Source organism: Paraburkholderia sp. BR10882 (genome assembly GCF_040948855.1).
GTDB classification, from domain to species: Bacteria; Pseudomonadota; Gammaproteobacteria; order Burkholderiales; family Burkholderiaceae; genus Paraburkholderia; species Paraburkholderia nodosa_A.
In genome coordinates, this window is record NZ_JBFPKP010000012.1 from 61,272 (window position 1) to 79,564 (window position 18,293).

General features: G+C 65.2%; 18 protein-coding genes. All 18 read right to left on the reverse strand.

What is annotated here, in order from left to right:
• Positions 1–254: 254 nt before the first annotated feature.
• The gene (locus AB3X99_RS26875) at positions 255–416 is read right to left on the reverse strand and encodes a hypothetical protein (RefSeq protein WP_368618612.1); all 162 of its coding nucleotides are present in this window, start codon (positions 414–416) and stop codon (positions 255–257) included.
• A 273-nt stretch (positions 417–689) separates the two neighbouring features.
• On the reverse strand, positions 690–1,745 hold the full coding sequence (locus AB3X99_RS26880; RefSeq protein ID WP_368618613.1) for a relaxase/mobilization nuclease domain-containing protein: 1,056 nt from the start codon (positions 1,743–1,745) through the stop codon (positions 690–692).
• A gap of 1 nt (position 1,746) precedes the next feature.
• Positions 1,747–2,268 carry a plasmid stabilization protein gene (locus AB3X99_RS26885; RefSeq protein ID WP_368618614.1) on the reverse strand — a complete coding sequence of 174 codons (522 nt, stop codon included), beginning with the start codon at positions 2,266–2,268 and terminating at the stop codon, positions 1,747–1,749.
• A gap of 10 nt (positions 2,269–2,278) precedes the next feature.
• Positions 2,279–3,793, reverse strand: coding sequence for an LPD7 domain-containing protein (locus AB3X99_RS26890; protein WP_368618615.1), 1,515 nt, complete (start codon positions 3,791–3,793; stop codon positions 2,279–2,281).
• Positions 3,794–3,847: 54 nt separating this feature from the next.
• Positions 3,848–5,713, reverse strand: a complete 1,866-nt coding sequence (locus tag AB3X99_RS26895) for a PriCT-2 domain-containing protein (RefSeq protein WP_368618616.1) — start codon at positions 5,711–5,713, stop codon at positions 3,848–3,850.
• Complete coding sequence (locus tag AB3X99_RS26900) at positions 5,710–7,491, reverse strand: type IV secretory system conjugative DNA transfer family protein (protein WP_368618617.1); 1,782 nt, start codon at positions 7,489–7,491, stop codon at positions 5,710–5,712. The genes AB3X99_RS26895 and AB3X99_RS26900 overlap by 4 nt, the downstream gene beginning before the upstream one ends.
• Positions 7,488–7,883, reverse strand: a complete 396-nt coding sequence (locus tag AB3X99_RS26905) for a hypothetical protein (RefSeq protein ID WP_368618618.1) — start codon at positions 7,881–7,883, stop codon at positions 7,488–7,490. Before AB3X99_RS26905 ends, AB3X99_RS26900 begins: the two co-directional genes overlap by 4 nt.
• A gap of 14 nt (positions 7,884–7,897) precedes the next feature.
• On the reverse strand, positions 7,898–9,025 hold the full coding sequence (gene virB11 / locus AB3X99_RS26910) for a P-type DNA transfer ATPase VirB11 (RefSeq protein WP_368618619.1): 1,128 nt from the start codon (positions 9,023–9,025) through the stop codon (positions 7,898–7,900).
• Positions 9,022–10,239 carry a type IV secretion system protein VirB10 gene (gene virB10 / locus AB3X99_RS26915; RefSeq protein WP_368618620.1) on the reverse strand — a complete coding sequence of 406 codons (1,218 nt, stop codon included), beginning with the start codon at positions 10,237–10,239 and terminating at the stop codon, positions 9,022–9,024. Before virB10 ends, virB11 begins: the two co-directional genes overlap by 4 nt.
• Positions 10,232–11,068 (reverse strand): TrbG/VirB9 family P-type conjugative transfer protein, encoded by an 837-nt coding sequence (locus AB3X99_RS26920; protein ID WP_368618621.1) that lies wholly within the window; start codon positions 11,066–11,068, stop codon positions 10,232–10,234. The genes virB10 and AB3X99_RS26920 overlap by 8 nt, the downstream gene beginning before the upstream one ends.
• A complete protein-coding gene (locus AB3X99_RS26925; protein WP_368618622.1) occupies positions 11,065–11,778 on the reverse strand; it encodes a virB8 family protein in 714 nt (237 codons plus the stop codon). The genes AB3X99_RS26920 and AB3X99_RS26925 overlap by 4 nt, the downstream gene beginning before the upstream one ends.
• 190 nt (positions 11,779–11,968) lie before the next feature.
• Entirely contained in the window at positions 11,969–12,613 is a 645-nt protein-coding gene (locus AB3X99_RS26930) for a type IV secretion system protein (RefSeq protein WP_368618706.1), read from the reverse strand.
• Between the two features lie 59 nt (positions 12,614–12,672).
• Positions 12,673–13,854: a type IV secretion system protein gene (locus AB3X99_RS26935; protein WP_368618623.1), complete on the reverse strand. Its 1,182-nt coding sequence runs from the start codon at positions 13,852–13,854 to the stop codon at positions 12,673–12,675.
• Entirely contained in the window at positions 13,851–16,322 is a 2,472-nt protein-coding gene (locus tag AB3X99_RS26940) for a VirB4 family type IV secretion/conjugal transfer ATPase (protein WP_368618624.1), read from the reverse strand. The genes AB3X99_RS26935 and AB3X99_RS26940 overlap by 4 nt, the downstream gene beginning before the upstream one ends.
• 1 nt (position 16,323) lies before the next feature.
• The gene (locus tag AB3X99_RS26945; protein ID WP_368618625.1) at positions 16,324–16,644 is read right to left on the reverse strand and encodes a type IV secretion system protein VirB3; all 321 of its coding nucleotides are present in this window, start codon (positions 16,642–16,644) and stop codon (positions 16,324–16,326) included.
• Between the two features lie 13 nt (positions 16,645–16,657).
• Positions 16,658–16,999 (reverse strand): TrbC/VirB2 family protein, encoded by a 342-nt coding sequence (locus AB3X99_RS26950; protein ID WP_368618626.1) that lies wholly within the window; start codon positions 16,997–16,999, stop codon positions 16,658–16,660.
• A gap of 36 nt (positions 17,000–17,035) precedes the next feature.
• Positions 17,036–17,683: a lytic transglycosylase domain-containing protein gene (locus AB3X99_RS26955; RefSeq protein ID WP_368618627.1), complete on the reverse strand. Its 648-nt coding sequence runs from the start codon at positions 17,681–17,683 to the stop codon at positions 17,036–17,038.
• A complete protein-coding gene (locus tag AB3X99_RS26960) occupies positions 17,680–18,258 on the reverse strand; it encodes a hypothetical protein (protein WP_368618707.1) in 579 nt (192 codons plus the stop codon). The genes AB3X99_RS26955 and AB3X99_RS26960 overlap by 4 nt, the downstream gene beginning before the upstream one ends.
• Positions 18,259–18,293 lie beyond the last annotated feature (35 nt).

Below are 18,293 nucleotides of genomic sequence, written 5' to 3' on the forward strand. Positions count from 1 at the left end.
TTGCCTTCTGTGAAGGTGCGTCGGCCGCGAGCAGCAGCTGGTTCACAAGTTCGAGCTTCAGCGGTTTGTCCGGATCGGTTTTTTTTCGATCACGTACTTCCTCCCATTGCCACTACCGGGATTACGATAAAACGCGACGATCGCTACGTATAGCGTATCGCCCTTCAACGCCTGTGTCAGGCCTGCGCAAGCCCCGGGGTTCAGCGTGGCCGCCATGCTGGCCTGCAGGTCCTGCGCGAGGACGGTGCGATCGTCTATAGCCGATAGTCGCACGAGGCGCCATCGACGATCTCGAGGTCCCTGAACTGATAGAAGCGCACGGCGACCGAAGTTGGACGGCCGGCATCAGCCGGATTCAATGCCTGACGCGCGGCCAGATCGACATTAAGCACCTTGACCTTCTTGTAGAACACCACACGTGACACGTGCCAGGAGCACGCAAGCCGGCCCCCCACAGACCGGCGTTCCCCAAGCAATGGGATCGATGGCCATCGGAATCATGCCGGCCATCAGCCGCCTTGCGTTTCCTGGTTTATGAAAGTATGAGCACGCAACTACAACCCGCGCTGGTCAACCGCCTGACACTGCCTGTGTCTGCCCGGTTGCACTCTCTCTACGTCAATCAACGTTGATCTGAACGTGTCGCCTGGCCACGGAAGGATCGGCATTGCCATGCATCGCTCCTCGGCTCACCGCTCCAGGCGGGCATCCGGATCGTCTGGAAACAGCTCGCGCTGGGGCTCATCGCGTTCAGTGCGATGAAATCCGCGCTCCCGCATCGAGTGACGATGATGCCCACCTTCTGCGCGGTCACCCAGCCTAGGCCTGGGCCCGGGTCGACCTCGCTGGACTGGCATCGTGTGCACGAAGTCGGTGATCACATCCGCCAGGCTCCGGTCATCGGGGCTCGGTGAGCCAGCCACTGCGTGAGCCATACCTCGCCATGCTTCGAACGTCCCGGCGTGGGCATACCACGAGGCAAGGCGCGTTGGCCCGTCCAGCTCCTCTCGCCAGTAGCGCGGCGTTTCTCCACGCGCCATCATCTGAACGACGGCCTGCTTCGAATAGCGTCGGGTTTCGCCACGGGCGTGCCGTGGCGTGGCATTGGCCTCAACCCCGAGCTCGCGTAGTTGCCCCGCAAACCGTTCACGCCAGCGTTGCAGATCCTGTTTGCGCGGGTTGAGCCGCCTGCCATCCGGCCCGCGTACCTGCACACTCAGGTGCACGTGCGGGTGCGCTTCGTCGTCGTGCGCGGCGAAGACATACCGTCTGCCGTCGCCGAATTCCCCAGCGGCAAACGCACGCGCGGCGTCGCGCACCGCCTGTCTGTTCGTGCCTGGCGGCATCGAAAGCAGCACATTGAATACCTCGCGCCTGCGGCTTTCCTCCGGAATGCCCCAGCCACCGAGGTGCCAGGCGTGCGTGAGATCGCGCAGCGCTTCGCGCCCGAGTACGACCATCCCGTCCTGGTCCTCGAGTTCCACCTTCCCGTTGCGCGAGATGTAGCGCAGATGACGACGCACCGCGCCCATACCCTGCGCGCCCGACGCCTTGTTCGTGATCTTGACCATCACCTCAGGGGTCCGCCTGAGCGTGCGTGCAAGTTTCTCGCGCATGCGTCGCCCTTCCCGCCCAAGCTCACCGCGCGACATACGCGGCGCGCGCACATGCCGTAACGGTTCGTGAAAGAGCCGGTCTCCCCAGTCCAGCAGCATCTGGTCGACCCAGGTCATCGGGAACGGCATGCTACCGGCTCCAGCGATCGAGGTTGGCGCGCAGCACCTGCGCGACTGCGCGCAGGTGCGTTTCAATCATGGCACGGACTGCGTCGGGCATGCCCGTCATGCGATACGCATCGTCGTGCGCCTGCAACCGGCCCAGCAGCGTCACGATGGTCGCCAGTTGCTGGTTCGAATCCGCAAGCAGCCGCATCTCGCGCTCGCCCAGCTGCGGTTCATGCACGAGCTGCGAGCGGACCATTGCAACCACCCAGCGGTTGACGTTCAGGCCAGCCGCCCACGCACGCTGCCTGACCGCTTCGAGTTCGGCCTGCGTGAGACGGATTTCGAGGCGTTCGCGATGCCCGCTGGCCACAAGATGATGTCGTTCATGCCTGGACGCTGTGCCTTGCGGCTCAGCCTGGCTCAGCAAATCGTGGACCAGTAGCCGCACACCATCGGCGGCTGCCACGCCATGAAGGGCGCACCACGCCTCCCACCGTGGCTTCGCCGGCCCGAGATCCACACACAGTCGCGCCCGCGTGGTCATGTGTGCGCTCCTACCGCGAAGGCGGCGCGGGTTCTTCCCGGGCACGTTCAACCTCACGGCCCGCAACGCGCTCCGCCACCGCGCGGGTGCGACGGTTTCGGGTGGAAGGCGCCAGCGGATCGAACACGCGCGGCGCCGGCACGGTGACGCCCTCGGCCACGAAGGCTTCCAGCAGCCGGCGCGCATGCTGCTGCACCCGCGTGATCGATCGCTCGCTCAGACCATGCTCGCGCATCGCCGCAGTCAGCACCGCCATCTGCACGGCAAGTTCCTCGGGGCAAGCGCGGGGAGGCTTGCGCCTGGGCGCGGCGTGTACGGGCTCCGATTCGAGCGGCTGCGCCGCCGCCCATTCGGGCTCACCCTTTTTCCCCGCCGCGCCGGGGCGAGCGTGCGTGCGCTCCTGGCCCACCACATCGACGCGCCAGATATTGCGATAGACGTCCTTTTTCTCTTCACCGGTCATGTTTCCCCTCGTATCGATAACGGGCACCGCCACGCTCACCAGGCGCCGGCCAAGATTTTCAAGCGTGACCTGCTGTCCAGCGAGCGCGCCGGATTGCGCAACAGCCCTTCCGAGATCCGCCCCCCACACGACGTGTTCAGCACCGCGCGCCTCGCGGTAGACAACGTAATACGAGTCACCGCGCGCGGGGTTGTGCTGGTACGGCGCCGCGCCGTGCTCAACCAGCTCGCCAGCGTAGCGCTGCCGTTCCTCGCTCCCGGACGCTGCAACGCGTGGCGCCGGTTCAGAGGCGGGAGCAAATGGCTGCGGCGGCGCCGAAGCCATCTCAGGCTGTCGGGAAGCGTCGGGCGTCGCCGTTTGCGCCCTCGGAGTTTGCGCAGCGTGAGGCGCCGCCGCGGATGCAGTCGCTTCCATCACATCGACGCGGTTCGTCATCCGGGCGCGACGGCCTTCGGCCAGGCACGCAAGATCGACAGCCTTCGGCTCGTACCCGGTCACCTCGATGCCCAGCAGCATTGCCTGGACCCACACCTCCCGGCGAAACTGCTCATGGCCCGACACCCGCACACGAGCCCACGACTTGGCGCGAACCATATCCACCATCGACTCAACGACGTCGGCGCGGTTATGTTCCGTCACCAGACACGGGCCGATATCCTCGAACGCAAGCTGATGCGGCGCATCCTTCAGGAAATACTGGTTGCCGGCCCGCAGGTACCGCTTTCGCACAATCTCCGGTGGATTGGCCAGCGGCAGCCACCGCAGCGCGGCCGCCGCCTCGCTGCTCATGGTCGCGCCCTGCTGCGATGCGGGTTGCTGCGCCGCTGCCTGCTGCGGCGTATCCACCTGGATCGCCTGATCGCGCAGCCGCTCCCGCACCGCATCGATCTCGCGGCGCCGGCGTGCGGCCAATGCGTCTGCCGTCGCCTGGTCAGAACGCTCCGCGCCAGCAGCACGGCCCCGTGGATCCGGCAAAGGCGGCGGCTCCGGCTCGATCACGTTGGCAACCGGATCATCGGCGGGTATGCCGGCGGGAGTAGTAGGGGTTGCGGTTTCATCCATCCTGAACCTCCTTCTGCGGGCTGTCCGATACAGCGTGCGTAGCAATCAGCATTGCTACCTTTCGCCCTCTTCGCGGCCGGCACGCTCCTTCGACTGCGCGAGAGCCGCCGCCCGCGCTTGCCTGATACGCGTCCATGACACGCCCTGCAACTGGTCGAGTGTCGCGTCGAGTTCATTGCCGAAACCCACCTCGCGTGCCGACTTCTTGAGCGAGGCAACCGTGCGCTCGAGCAGATCGCGCGCACGGTCCCACGGATACACCTTCGCGCGATTGCCGTCGTACCCGATCTGGAGCTCCGCACCATTGAGGCGCTGGTTCTCGTCCATCCACCGTAGCCGGTCCGAGATGAACTCGACGTTCGCCTTCGCGTGGAATACCACGCTGCGCGTCGATACCTCCTGGATCAGGTAGTGCTCGGTGTTGAACACCTCGCCACGGTACGGACCACCGTTGCCGCGAGGCGTCGCCATGCGGATCTGCGCGCCGAAGCGATGCTGGGCCAGGGCCTTGATCTCGCCGGGCACCTCGTCGAGTGCATACAGCGGCTCGCCCGCCTGACGGCGCGCCGGTGCCTCGACTTCACGCGCGGGTGGTGCGTGCGCCTTCTGCGTTTCGTCCTCACGCCTATCCGGCTGCGGCAGCTGTGGCTGCTCCTGAAGGACCGCCGGCGCCGGGTTTGCCTGCGACACCGGTTCCGGTGCGTGCGCAATGCCGGAGCGCCGGCGCGAGATAGGACGCTGGCCCGGTGCCTGCGCGTCGCCTACGAGTTTCTCTTTGACATTACCCACTTCACCCTCCTTCAGTGCATCGACCGATCCGTCCACACCCACCATCTTTATGTCGCCTTGCGCATCCACGACATCCCGCGCCGCCGCCTCGTAAATTGACTCCCGTAAAAGCTCACCAACGGCTCGCGATCCCGAGAGCACGGCCATGTCATTGAAGTCGGTCGGGGTCCCGTTATCGATGCGGGCTCCCGGCACAAAGCGCGGCTGCGCCAGCAACGACGACGTACCCAGCGCGGCCTGCCTCGCGTGCTCATACCCGGCACCAAGGTCCGCCAGCACCGCGATCTGCGCTTGCGGGTAACGGTCGCGCCACATGGCTGCCGCCGGACGAAGATTGCCACTCGACAGGGCGGCGACGCTGAACCAGCCGGTCGCCTGCCACACCGAAAGTGCCGTTGCCACCCCTTCAGCAATCAGGATGGGTGTGGCTGCGCCCTCGCGAAACTGGCCCGGTTCAACCACCCAGTGGCCGCCTGACTTCGCACCGCCCGCGAGCGCAGACTTGCGTCCCTGCGCATCGATCAGTTCCAGGGTTGACAGCGTCTCGCCGATGCACACCGGCACCACCAGCACACGTCCCGTCAGCGGCTCTTCGACACTTCGCGGAGCGTAACCGAGCAACGCGTGCAACTCCTCGGCTTCGAGTTCGCGCAGCGTGGGGACCGCCCTGACCTGCTTGCGTTCGAGATAGGGATGGCCGGGACCCACCGGTCTTGCCCACTTCCAGATGGCGAGCGCCTCGCGCGCAACCATCGCCTGTCGCGCGCGAATACGTGCATCGAGTCGTGACGGGTCAACCGGCGGGCTGGCTGCAGACACGCGCGGTCGCTCCGCCTGGTCCGTCGCGCTACGGGACGCCCTGACATCGAAGCCATGCTGCTGCGCGAGCCAGAAGAGCGACGCGAGCGTCTTGCCGCCCGTCTGTCCAGCCGAGCGCCACGTCACCCGCGCCGCGCGCTCACTGTAGTTGTGGGCGGTACGACTCCACGCGTCCCAGATATCGAACCCCGCCTCACCGAATCCCTGCTTGAGCGCGAACGCCATATCGACCCACGTCCCGTAGTCCCCGGCAGGTATCATGGCCAGCGCCGCGCGCGCACGCTCCTCTTCATTCAGGAACCGGGTATTCATCGGCGTGCTCCGCGATGCGCTGCGACGCCAGAGACGTCGCCCGCGCGCGATGCAGTTCGCCCGCGCAGGGAGCGAGGCGCGCCCGCAGTGCGCGCAGACCTGCGCCCGGCAAAGCCATCAGCGGGGCGCAATTCGGCCACGTCCAGATCAGACGGCGATAGCCGGCGCGCGGCCACGGCAACATGCGCGGCCGGCACCCCGAGCAGCGTGAAATGTCGCTCGACGTAGGCCGCCGCCTCTTCGTCGCTCACATCGTTCAGATGGCGTGGCAGGTCGCGCGGATCCCAGGCCTGGAGCACTTCCAGATACTCCGGGGGAAAACGCATCACGCCGGCCTCATCCACGTCGTCCGGTTGCACGTCCCTCACGCGGCGCTCCACCTGGGCCACGAAACGCACGAGGTCCATGCCCGGAACGGGCAAAGCCGCGCGCAGTCGGCTGGTAAACACCGGGTCGCGCCAGTAACAGATCCGTTCAGCCAGGATCGGCTTCGTGTTTTCGAGCAGGATGATTTCCTTCTCGCGCCCGAGTTCCTTCAGCTCCTGCGGCAGCAGCAACGCACGGCGCTGTTCGGAGAAGCTCTCGCTCGAGCTACTCCGGCCGCCGAAAATCCCGTTCGAGCGGCTCACACTGCGCGAGCGCTCCGTGAAGGTGCCGAGCATCTCCGAGTATTCGTTCGCATCCTTCTGCTCACGTGGCGCGTAGATGATCTGCATCGCGTGATTCGTGACGAAGGTCCTCGCGTCCGCTCGACCATAGACCGACTCGAGCTGCGACACCGACTGCACGATCGAAAGCAGCCGCAGGTTGTATCCCGCCATGTAGGCGACTGCGCGGGCAATGATATGGATCTTCCCCACTGAAGTGAATTCGTCCATCAGCAGGAGGCACTGCACCTTCAGCTCAGGGTTGTCCTGGGGCAGCTGGCGTGTGTTCAGATTGACGAGTTGCGAGAACACGAGGTTGACGAGCAAGGCAGCCTCGCTCAGGTGGTCCGGCGTAATGCCGACATAGACCGACATGCGCCGCCTGCGTACGTCACGCAAATCGAAGTCGTTCGCGCTTGTTGCGGCGTCAACGACGGGATTGGCCCAGATCGTGAGCGGCGCATTGAACGTCGCGAGAATGCTCGCGAGGACCTTGTCATCGTTCGCAAGAAAGCGGTTCAAGGCGTCCGTACACGCACCACTGAGCAGGCGCCGGTTCTGCACCAGGGCCTGCTGCAGGTACGCCTTGACCGGCACGCCATTGCCCGACGACTGCCGCAACACTTCTCCCATCGTCACCGGAAAATGGGGCACATCGGTGTTGCCGGCCCGGCGCGCATCGTGCCATTCGCACAGCAGCAATACGATGCCGAGAAAGAGGTTGCGAGCCTGGTCCTTCCAGAAGTCGTCGTGACCACCGGACGGATATAGCGCGTATCCGATAGCGAGAATGTCGCCGACGCGCAATACGCCGTCCGGGATCGCCGACAGTGGGTTATACCGGTGCGTACGTCCGTCCTCTGCAAACGGATTGAACAGATAGACCTCATGCCCATGCGCTCGCCGGAAGCCCGACGTGAGATTGAAGTTCTCCTGCTTGATGTCGAGCACGACGACCGAATCCGGATAGCTCAACAGGTTGGGCACGACGATACCCACGCCCTTGCCCGAACGCGCCGGTGCCGCGAGCAGCACGAACTGCTGTCCAGCGAACTTCAGGTAGCGGCCACGCCACACGCCTACGACCAGCGGCGGCCCGCCATACGCGTCTGAAATCGCTGCCGCACTCATAGCAGCCCTGCCCGGCGGATGTCCGCCTCGTTGGCAAATCGCGCGCTGCCATGCAGACGCCGACGACCGGAGCGCTCCAGAAGCGCATACACGCCAGCCGCGGGCGCGCCAAACGCGAGCCCAAGGCCAAACAGCGCCGCACCGGCGAGCTTCGCGCGCTCCTGCTTTGGCAAACGACCGTCGTACCACGCCAGCGCTGCATCGACCCAGGCATGTAACCCGGCATGAAGCGCATTGAGATGCTGGCTCGCGACGAAGAAAAAAGAGGCGAGCCATAGAGCGAGTACCAGAACACCAGCAGCTGCGGCCACAATCGCGAGCATCACCAGCGCGCGCACGGCGTGATACGCGATGGTTGACTGTGCCGTTCCGGCTGCCTTTGCGGCGTCCATGGCTTGCCCTCCTTTCACTGATAATCCGCCTGATGGCGGCGCAGCGGATCGAACCGGACTTCCGTCATCGACCAGTGCCGGCCGGTCTGCTCGCCTGCCCCATCGAAAAGCGCCCTGGATTCCATGTGCGCCACCCCGTCTATGGTCATGAACAGCAGCCGGCGCAGTGCCGCGTCGTCCCACGTCGCCGCTTCCGGATGTTCCTTCGCCATCAGCGCGAACCGGTCGATAGCCACCGCGGCGCTCGACGCGTGATAGCTCGTGATGGAACCCGAATGCCCCGTCGTCAGCAACTTCAGGAAGTCGTACGCCTCGCTGCCCCGAAGCTCGGCGAGCAGAACGCGGTCTGGCCGCATGCGCATCGTGCTGGCGATCAGGTCCGCAGGCGTCACGCGTGCCTGAGCGTGACCGCCCTTGCTGTAGATCAGGTGAACGCAGTTCTCGATGTGACGCATGAAGAGTTCGCGCACATCCTCGATCGTCACGATGCGCTCGGTATCGGGGATGTACCGGCACAGCACCTTCATGAAACTCGTCTTGCCCGAACCCGTATTGCCCACAATTGCGAGGTTCAGCCGGCCGCGCACTGCCAGTTCGAAGAACGCCGGAAATTCGCAGGCTTCGAGGCACCTGACGAGCTCGCGATCGAGCTCACGCAACGCAGGCATCGCCTCATCGAGTCCGGCCGGACGGTGCCACGTTGTCCGGGCGAACAGGCCCTCGCTTTCGTAGGCAGCGAGCGTCTTCTCGCGCGAGGACGGGCGGCGGATCGTCACCGACACGGTACGTGCAGGCACCACCGGCGGGATCACGATCTGGATGCGCGCATCGCCCGGCAACAGTGCGGAGAGCACCGGATGCAGCGCTGAGACTTCCTGGTTCGTGAGCGTGGCGATCGCGACCGCGAACGACATCAGACGCTCGAAGTCGAGCTCCGCGCAGTCATGCGCGTGCCATCCTAGATGCGTCTCCGTCAGCACGCGTTGCGGGCGGTTGATCACCAGCTCCGTGACGGCAGGGTCATCGAGGAGGCCCGCGAACGGTCGCATCAGCTCGCGCACCGACGCGTCCTCTGCCAGCCTCGGCAGCGGGGCATCCGCGAGGATCGTGGCTTCGCCCAGGGCGTGGACCGGGAAGTTCATCGCGTGCCCTCCGGCTCGAGCGCGTAGACCGGACTGAAGTCCAGGTCCCGCGCAACAACAATCGTGAACTCCGCCCCCTGGTTCTGCGAAAGCGTGGGCGGGATGTTGATCGTGCTGTCCAGCACGCGCGAGGCCATGTCATTGCCCTGCTGCTGCGTGTTTTCGAAGACGACCGAACCGTTGCTGTTGCCGCCGCGTGTGGCGAGATAGCCGATCGCATCCTGCGTCATGCCGAGCAGCATGGCGGCACCGATGCGCTCGCCCCAGTGGTTGTTCACGTACCCGCCCACGCCCATGCGTCCGAGCGCATCCGCGGCTGGCGAATCGATCTCGACCGTCACGCCGTCGGGCGTCCTGATTCGCGCAGACAGGATGAACACGCGCTTCTGGCCGGGCGCGAGGTTCGAGCGGTATTCGCTGTTGATCTGCGAACCACCTTCGATCAGCACGACATGGCCGTCATCCGAATACACGTTTTTCGTCACCGTGCAGCTCGAGATCCCGGCCTGGGTCGAGTCGAAAGCGGTGTCGCCCGCGCAGTCGATCTTGGCGCCTTCTGCGAGAATGAGGCTGCGGTTGCCCAGAAACCGCGCGCGCACCATCGGCGTCTCGGTCGGCGTGAGCGCCTGGGCAAGCGGGCTGCTACCCTGTGACTGGCTGCCGGACACCACCGTCACGTTCGGTTGCAGGCCGCGAGAAGCCGCGGAGCTTGATGCGGCCGTATCAGCCTCGCCACCGGCAGCACCGTTACCGCCTGTCGCAAGCAGCGGCGCATCGTAGTAACTGCGAACCGGTGCGCTATGCACAGGCACCTGGCGCGGCACTGCGGCAACGGCGACGGACGCAGCCGCACCGGCTGCCACGGCCGCGCTTGCCACACCCGTCGCCGATGACGCCGCAGTGGGCCCATCGCCGAACACGCGCCCCTGCGACAGCTGTTCCTGCACGGCATCACGCCTCGCCTTCTCGGCCGCTTCGTGCCGCTCAAGAAACCCGTGGATCGTCCAGACCGCCGCACCGACCACGGCGGCGGCGACCAGCAGCGGCGCGAACCACCATGCCCGCGGCCGCCCTCCCTGCTGCCCCAGTTCCGGCATGCCGCGCTCGGCGGGCTGCCTCCCGGGGTCACCGTTTGACATTTCCGCAACCTTTGCGGGGTCGCCCTCGTCTGGACACCCGGGCGCAATCACACTGCGTGGCGATTGCTCATTCATGGCCGCCGCTCCGCAGGACACGCTTGACACCCGTCGCCGTCGTGCCATTCACGGGTGGTACGCCGTCCACGTCGAACGCGTCGTTCCACAGGCCAACCACTTCGTCGCCAAGACGCAGCACGAAACGTCGAGCCACCTCGTGCACGACGATAACGTCATCTTCCATATGCCGGTCAACGACGCTCTCGCGGTCGCCATCGGCAACACGGAAGATCGCGGGGATACGCCGGTTGTTGGGAATGCGGATATAGGTAAAGCGCCCGTCATCCCACGCTGCGCTCGGCGCGATATCCTCCGAATGTGGCATCACCTGCATCGAGTAGGCGGTATTGCGCACCACCGGCGCCTGCGCGAGGCGCGCGCGCACAAGAGCAGCAGCATCGGCGGCTTTCGTCCTCGCTGCCTCTTCATCGGGATAGACGAACGTGATGCGATACATCTCATCGTCGTTGTCGAAGCGGGCATTCAGCGGCAGCACCACGAGGTCGAAGCTGTAGCTGTGCCGGTCCGTGCGGATTTCGAGGTTCGTGTCGTGCGCGGCGAGCTCCGGCTTGAGATAGACATCGTGGTCGCCCCGGCTGGCGAGCACCTGCCATCCATCCCGGTCACCCGGGGCCACGACGAGAATGTGCTCGGTGGGATCGAGCGCGATGTGCGTGGCAAAGCCGCGCTGCGCGATGATCCGCACCACCTCGTCCTGCCGGTACACGACCTGTCGCACGCGCGAGTCGCCCGACCAGCCCGGTACGTCGTAGGCGCGCGCTGCGCTGCATACCGCTGCGAGCCCGACAGCCAGTGTGACGGTTCTCAGGCAGATGGCCGGTTTCATGACGTACCTCCCCTGGCTGGCTGTTGCGCCGGAGAGGCAGCCGCAGGCGTGTATTCAGGATCGCGGCTGTATGCCGTCACCTTGAAGCCAAACGGATTCTCGATCGCCGTGCGCTCCCGCGCGAAGACGGTGGGCCGATAGCTGAACGCAAGCGTGATGACGAAGCGCTGCGGCTGCGCGTCATCGATCCCGTTTTTCCACGTCCTCTGCTCGATATGCACGACGGCGTGCCCCGGCTCGTCCGGCACGAGTGTGGTCGAAAGGATACGCACACGACGCTGTGTGCCGGCTCCGAGCCGCCGGTCCAGCGCGTCCGGTCCGGCGTAGATCGCCCGGTAGTCCCGCGCAACCCGCTCGTCGCTCATGTCGAGCACGCGGTCATAGTCCATCTGCAGCAGACCCCAGTCGTAACGTTCGCGCGAGCGCACATACACTTCGACCCAGTGCTTGTCCTCGACCTCGCGCATCGGCACCTGCTTCGCGCCGAGCACGTCGATCACCTGTGCCTCACCGGTCAGACGATCGACCTCGATCGGCAACGGCACGACCCGGTAGAACGGGACCATCACGGCCAGCGCCACAGCGCACAGGATGGCCACCACCACGCAAGCTGCGGCCACGTACCATGCGCGGCGCTCCGAGCGCTCCTGCAGATGTGTGACCGACACCTCGAAATCGAGTGCCCGCCGATAATCGTCGTCACTGCTCATGAGCGCCTCCGACCGAGGGTGGCACGGGTGCAACACGGTTCACCGGAACGCGGTGCGAGCCATCCGGCAGGACAGGTTTGGGTGGACTGTCCGAGCATCCATTAATCAGCATGACTAAATGCATGACCGCGATCACCACGAAAGCCCGGATCATGTCTGTCTCCTCAGTTTCCGAACCCGGCAGGCGAGCTCAGTTGCCAAAGCTCGCAGGCACCATCTGGTCCTGCAGCCGTACGGTATTGCCAGCGCGCTCAAGTACGAGCTCCTGCTGCTGTTCCACGATCAGCCGGCCCTCCGAATCGGCCAGCATTCTGAAGAGCTGCAGCTTCGTCATCTCGTTGCTGACCGCCGTGCTCTCGATCTGGATACGCGCCTGCAGCTCCGAGATGCCCTTCTGGTCCTGCGTCACATCGATCTGCTGCATCAAGCCCTGGATCTGGTCGAGCTCCTGGAGTTCAGTCTGGTACGCCTGGGTGCCAAACGCCTTGTCCTGGAACGGCTTGTTCAGGGCGCGCTGGCAGACCTGCTGGTCAATGCCACTCTGGTCCTCGCAGTTGTAGATTTCGCTCGCCGAGCGCAGTGTCTGTGCACTGCCCGAGAGACCCGCATATCCGCCGTTCTGGATTGCCGTATAGACGGACTGCCAGTTCGCTGGCAGCGAGTTCGACAGGACCGGATTGCTCATGAGCGAGCCGAATCCACGTGTCCCACTGAGCGACTGGTACAGCTGGAGCTCCTGCTGTACCTCCTGCTTCAGTTGCCCTACGGTGGCGATGGCCTGCACGACGTTCTGCGCGTCGTAGACCGGGATGCCCTGGGCGCGAGCCGACGGCATCGCGAAGACGATCGATGCCACCGCTGTAAGTGCCACACAGATATGGATGATTGACCTGATCATGGCGATGCCCTTCCCGTGTTATCCTGGTCGCCCAGGTGCTCGCGCGCCGCGCGCTGGTACGCCGGGATCTGGGCGGCACCGCTGGCCGCCTTCGCGCGGCTGGCTTGCCCGCCGTTATCAATCCGGCCACCGGGCTGACGCGGGCCGTGCCCGAGCCGAGCGAGGGTGCCCAGTCCCTTGACCGCGCCGCGCGACGCAAATCCTGCAACGAAGGCACCGAATCCGGACACCGTGGCGCCCCCGGCGAGCCCCGAGGCGACGGCCGGCAACTGCCAGCCGATCATGGCCAGGAACAGTGACGTGGTGAGCAGACCGAATGCGGCACCCCACGGCGCAACGGCGGTGAGCACCGCCTGACCCGCCGCCGAAAGTGCGGATGCGTTCGCGTCCGGCGGTGTCGTGGTGACGTTGAACGGCGCGAGGTCGGCGGAAAACGCCGTCAGTGCCATGCCAAGGAAGGCCGCGATGAGAATCTGCAGCAGCGCATAGTTCGCGACCTTGGCGGTCCACGCCTCGAAAAAGCGTGCCGTCGGCCCGAACGCGCCACAGGCGATGAACACGGGACCCAACCCCAGCACCAGATCCAGCAGCATCCTCGCCATCGTGACCTCGAAGGCGAGGACCAACAGGAAAATGGCCCCACCCAGCCCCACGATCAAGCCGCCAGCCAGATCACCGAAGCCTGCAACAAGGCCGCTGACACTCAAGCCTTCGTGTGTCGCCCTGTCAAAGTACGCATCCATCACGATGTCGATCTGCCGGTCGTAGCAGTCCAGGGTCTGGTAAATGGAGGACGCACTCGTGCCTGCCACTTCGCTGCCGCTCACCGTCCCGCACCCCGCGTTGCCTGCGCCTGCGTTCGCAGCCGCAGTCTGGATGGTCTGCGCGAGACCAGTCGTGGCGCCGTTCACGGCGGTAACCACCTGTGACTGGTAGATGCCCGCGCCGAGCGCGAAAGCGAGCATGATCGCCACCTTCATTGCGCGCCACGCAAAGGCGGGGACCGACTCGTGGGCCTCGCCACGCACCACGGCAAACCCATACGCGATCACCCAGATGGTCAGAGCGGTCGTGACGACGGGCACCAGCGCGCTCGAGAGCGCGGAGGACACGCTTGTGACATACGTCGACATGCCGTTCTCCAGCGTGCCGCCGACCGCCGTGAACAGGCCGCTCATCGCGCACCTCGTCCCGGTACGTGTGAAACCAGAGGGCTGCGCGCGACGCCGGTCGCACGTCGCCTTGCCAGCCGCTCATGAAACACCGGCAGCCAGGCAGCCGGTTCGTCGCCGAGCTCAGCGCGGATGCCGTCGAGCAGTTCGACGTTGTCGGTCGTCCCAGACAGCACGTCGAGCACGTCGCCGAGCCCCGCAAGATCCAGCCGGCCGATCGCGGACCGGTGCCCCTGCTTGACGAGAAACAGGCGGCTGTTCTCCCCGAGGGTGCGCACGATGTTGAACTCCGCCTCGGTCAGCTTGAAGCCCTGCACATAGTCGTCGTAGTCCGCGCGCGGGTTCGGCAGGAAGAAGAACGTCGCGGTCTGCTCGATGAGCGCCCGAGCGATGGGGCTGCGCAGGACGTCCGCGGGTGACTGCGTGTCAAAGATGCCCAGACCGTTCTGCTTGCGAATCGTTTTCTGCCTGTTGTTTGCGAAGTCGGTGAATACAGGGTCGCGCAGACGCTTCCAGAACTCGGTCATTACATAGATGAAACGCCGCCCGTCGATCAGGCTTTCGGTCAGGTGCAACAGATACATCGTCACCGGCGTCGACACCTCGGGATCGTCCAGCAGTTCGGTATCGTCGAAACCGAACAGCTGGTTGTGGCTGAAATCCAGCTGGTCCGACGGGTTGTCCAGTACCCAGCCAAGCCGTCCACCCGCACACCATCTGGTGAGTCGTGCGTGCAGGCTGTTTTCGCCCACGGCCGGCATCAGCTGCCGTACCATCGACAGGCGCCGCAGCGGCCGCGCCATACGGGCGACCTCCCTTACGGCGCGTGAAACGTCGAGTTCGTCCCTGGCCGAAAGCGGCACACCGCCATCGACAAGCCGGCGAACGAGCCGCTCCCAGAAGTCCAGCACGGCCTCGTCGGGATCGAGCTGGAATGGATTGAGTCCCGTCGGGACGCCCCGGCGAAAGACCGTGTAGTGGCCACCCATCGCGCGCACGCCGATTTCGGTGCCACGGTCCTTGTCGTAGACGACACCCGTGACGCCATACTTCATCGCCATGGCGAGCAGGAACAGTTCGAGCACCGTCTTGCCGGCGCCGGCCTGCCCGATGATCTGGGTATTGGCCAGCGCCTTCTCGTCGCCGGAATCCTTCTTGTCCGGGGTCGCGTGGAAGTTCAGATACAGTGGCTGACCGCTTGGCGTCTTGACGATCGTGATCGCCTCGCCCCACGGGTTGCCGTCGCGCTTGCCCGTCGCGAAGTTGTGCAGGCTCGCGAGTCCACAGAAGTTGCGCGACGTGAGCTTCGCCTCGCGTGGCCGGTAGCGCCAGTTGCCCGGCTGCTGCGCGAACCACGCAGCGTCCGCCACCAGATCAACGAGCGCGGTCTGAAAGCCCACGTCAGCGAGCTGCGTGCGCGCCTTCGCCACGTGCTGCGTCACCTCGTCCGGCCGGTCGCCGAGCACGGCCAGCGAATAGTGATATTCGCCAAGCACGAAGTCCCCATTGATCAGGTCGTCCAGTGCGCAGTCCATCGCCTTGACCTGCGACACGGCCACGTCCTCGCCCGCAATCAGCTGGTTGCGCTGGCGCTCAAGTGCCGCCTTCGCCGTGGGACGATCGAGAATCGTGAAGCTCTGTGTCTCGATGTACTCGAAGTCGCCGTACAGCAGACCGTCAAGCATCCCGGGCTCCGTTTCCTCCGGGTAGTCCTTCAGGTCGAGCAGCGCGGCGTAGCGCGTCGCGCCCGGCATGCGGATCTCCACCTTCTCGGTGTGGAAGAATAGTCGCGACGTCGGCAGTGCCTCGGCGATACGCGCAGACGGAATCGGCACCGGCTCCCACACTGCATTGACGAGGTAACCCAGAAACTCGAGTGCCGCCGAAAGGCGCACGGGGCGCTGCGTGCATAGGGCCGGCTTCCTGTAGACGCCAAGGGCCACCGGATCCCACGACTTGAGGCCCGATTCGACCTGGGCAGCAATCCCGGCCATCACTTTCAGCGCCTCCTGCTCGTCGCGCCGGATGTCGTCTGGTGTGCGCCGCGCCGCCTGGCTGAAAAGACGCCCCAGGCGCGTGCGATGCGGCCGGTACACGACCGTCAGGTACAGCTCGTTGGCCATCATCCGGTAGCCAGCAAAGCTCGCGTAGTAGCGCGTGGCGAGTGCCTGGCAGAACGGGTTGCCGTACGGCGTGGCGAAGTGGTCCTTCACGCGCCGGCGAATCCGATGCAACCAGAGTCCCACATGGCCGCCCGGCAGGCTGCGCACGAGCTGGTTGAACCCTTCGTGACGCACCAGAATATCGCCGGGATCAGCCGCCTCGAAGGCAATCCCGGCGATCTTCCACACGCGCAGATAGTCGCCTTCGCGCGTGCGGATCACGTGGTTGTCGAGGTGCGATGAAAACGGCACGAAATCCGCGAGCACGACCTCGCGTTCGGCCACGTCGATGAGATCAGATCGGGTGACCATCTCAGCCTCTCCTCTTGATGCGAACTGGCACGTAGGCGTGCGCGCCCCAGAAGCGACGGTTACGCTGGCGAAGCCCCATGCGAACGCGCAGCACGTACTGCGTGAGGCGCTGGTCGTCGTGCCGCGTAACAGCACGCATCGTCACAAACACCGGGATGAGGAGCAGCACAATGCCGACGCCCACCGGCGGGCTCGCAAGCAGCACCCAGATGGCGGGAATCAGGATGCTGCCGCCTGCCATCAGGAACGGCACAAGCGGCACGCCCCAGAGCATCGCGGGTCGCGTGCAGCCCTTGAAAACGGAATCCCTGAACGAGTCCATGCGCGCCTCCGGATCAGCTCGCGGGGATCAGCATCGCCGCGATCACCGTGGCACAGCCCACGAACACGCCACCGATGAAGACGCTGGCGACGTCGCCAAAGCGCGCGTGCTGGAACATCATCTTGAAGCCTGCCCAGATGATGGAGATCGAACACACCACTGCGCCCACGCTAAGCAGCGTGGTCTGGATCGTCGTGAGAAGCGTGTTGACCTGCGAGAGCTGGGCGTATGCCGGCGTGACGCTCAGTGCGAGCAGGAGCACGACTGTACGGCCGCGCAGCACGGCCCGCGCCGATCGGGACAATATCGATCCCGATGCCTTCGATTCCCGATTGATTAGTGATCCTGATTTCATGAATTGCTCCTCTCACTCATGTCGGTCTTGCCCGGATCAGAAGACGACCGCGCTCTGCTGTGTCATGCCGCCGGGCTCATCAGTCTGGTGATTGCGTCCGTGGTCCGAGGAAGCGTCCGCTCCCGGCGAGGCACGTGATGTGTCCGGATGCGGACCTCCCGGTCTTGCGGGGATGACGCGAACTGGCGGAACGTCAGCGCCTGTGGCCGGAACGCCGGGATCCGTCTGTACGAGCTGCGCGAGGACCCGTTGCACATAGCCCGTACGAAAACCTGTGAAAAAATCGCCGCTCGCGTAGCACGACAGCCCCGCACGCAGTGCGTCCTGCGCCCGTTCGCGTGAGTGTCGCGCCCGCTCGAAGCAGCCCTGAAGGATTGCCGCGCCGGCGGAAAGGTTGCGGCATGGATCGAAGACCGTGCCGGACGTCAGGCCGGATCGGGCCCAGTTCGACCGGTTGAGCTGCGCGAGACCCACGCTGTAGTTCCACCCGGCGGCATCCAGTGCTCGCGCTGTCGCAACAGCCTCATCGAGCGTCGCCGGCTGCCGCTCGAGGCGGCCATGAACGACCCCGATCGCATACGGGTTAAAACCCGATTCGACCCGCACGATGGCTGCCATCGTGGCGGGCGCCACGCCCGGCGCGCACTGTTGCGTCAGGATCAGGAATGCCGCGAGCGGAATCATTCGCCACCTCTCTGTCCGCCCGCGCTTTCTTCCTGGCGCTCGAGGAACCGGCGCGTTGCCTGCGTGGGATCGTAGGGAAGCTGTGTGCTGCCCGCTCCGTAGAACTCGGTGATTGTGTGGTCTGCGCCGCTTGCGCCCCACCATACCCGCGTGTACAGCGCGCCGTCGATCTCAACGTTGATCGCGCCGCGCGCATCGCACAGCAGCTCGCTCTGCTCGGGGCCTCCCCAGTACAGCAGGTCCTCCCGACAGTAACCGGTGCCTGCAAAGACATTCACCGCCGACGTTCCCCGTGATCCACCCGCTCCGAAGTCACAGCTCGGAAAAGGATCGCCATGGCGAAGGGCTGCCCACAATCTCTCGATCGGCGGGACGCATTCTCCGTACTGCTCGGGACCACCTGGATTGGCGAGGCAAAGGATGACCTGGCAACCCCAGTCATCGGCACGGGCCGTACCGGGCGCAAAGATAGCGGCACCGACGAATGCGTTGAGAACGATCGCGCAGCGGCGCAACGCTCGCAGCGGTGCGCGACCTGGGACGGCACAATCCACTGCGACGGCGACGTCAAGCATTGAACATCCCCGCGTCGCACAGGCCAGCCACTGCG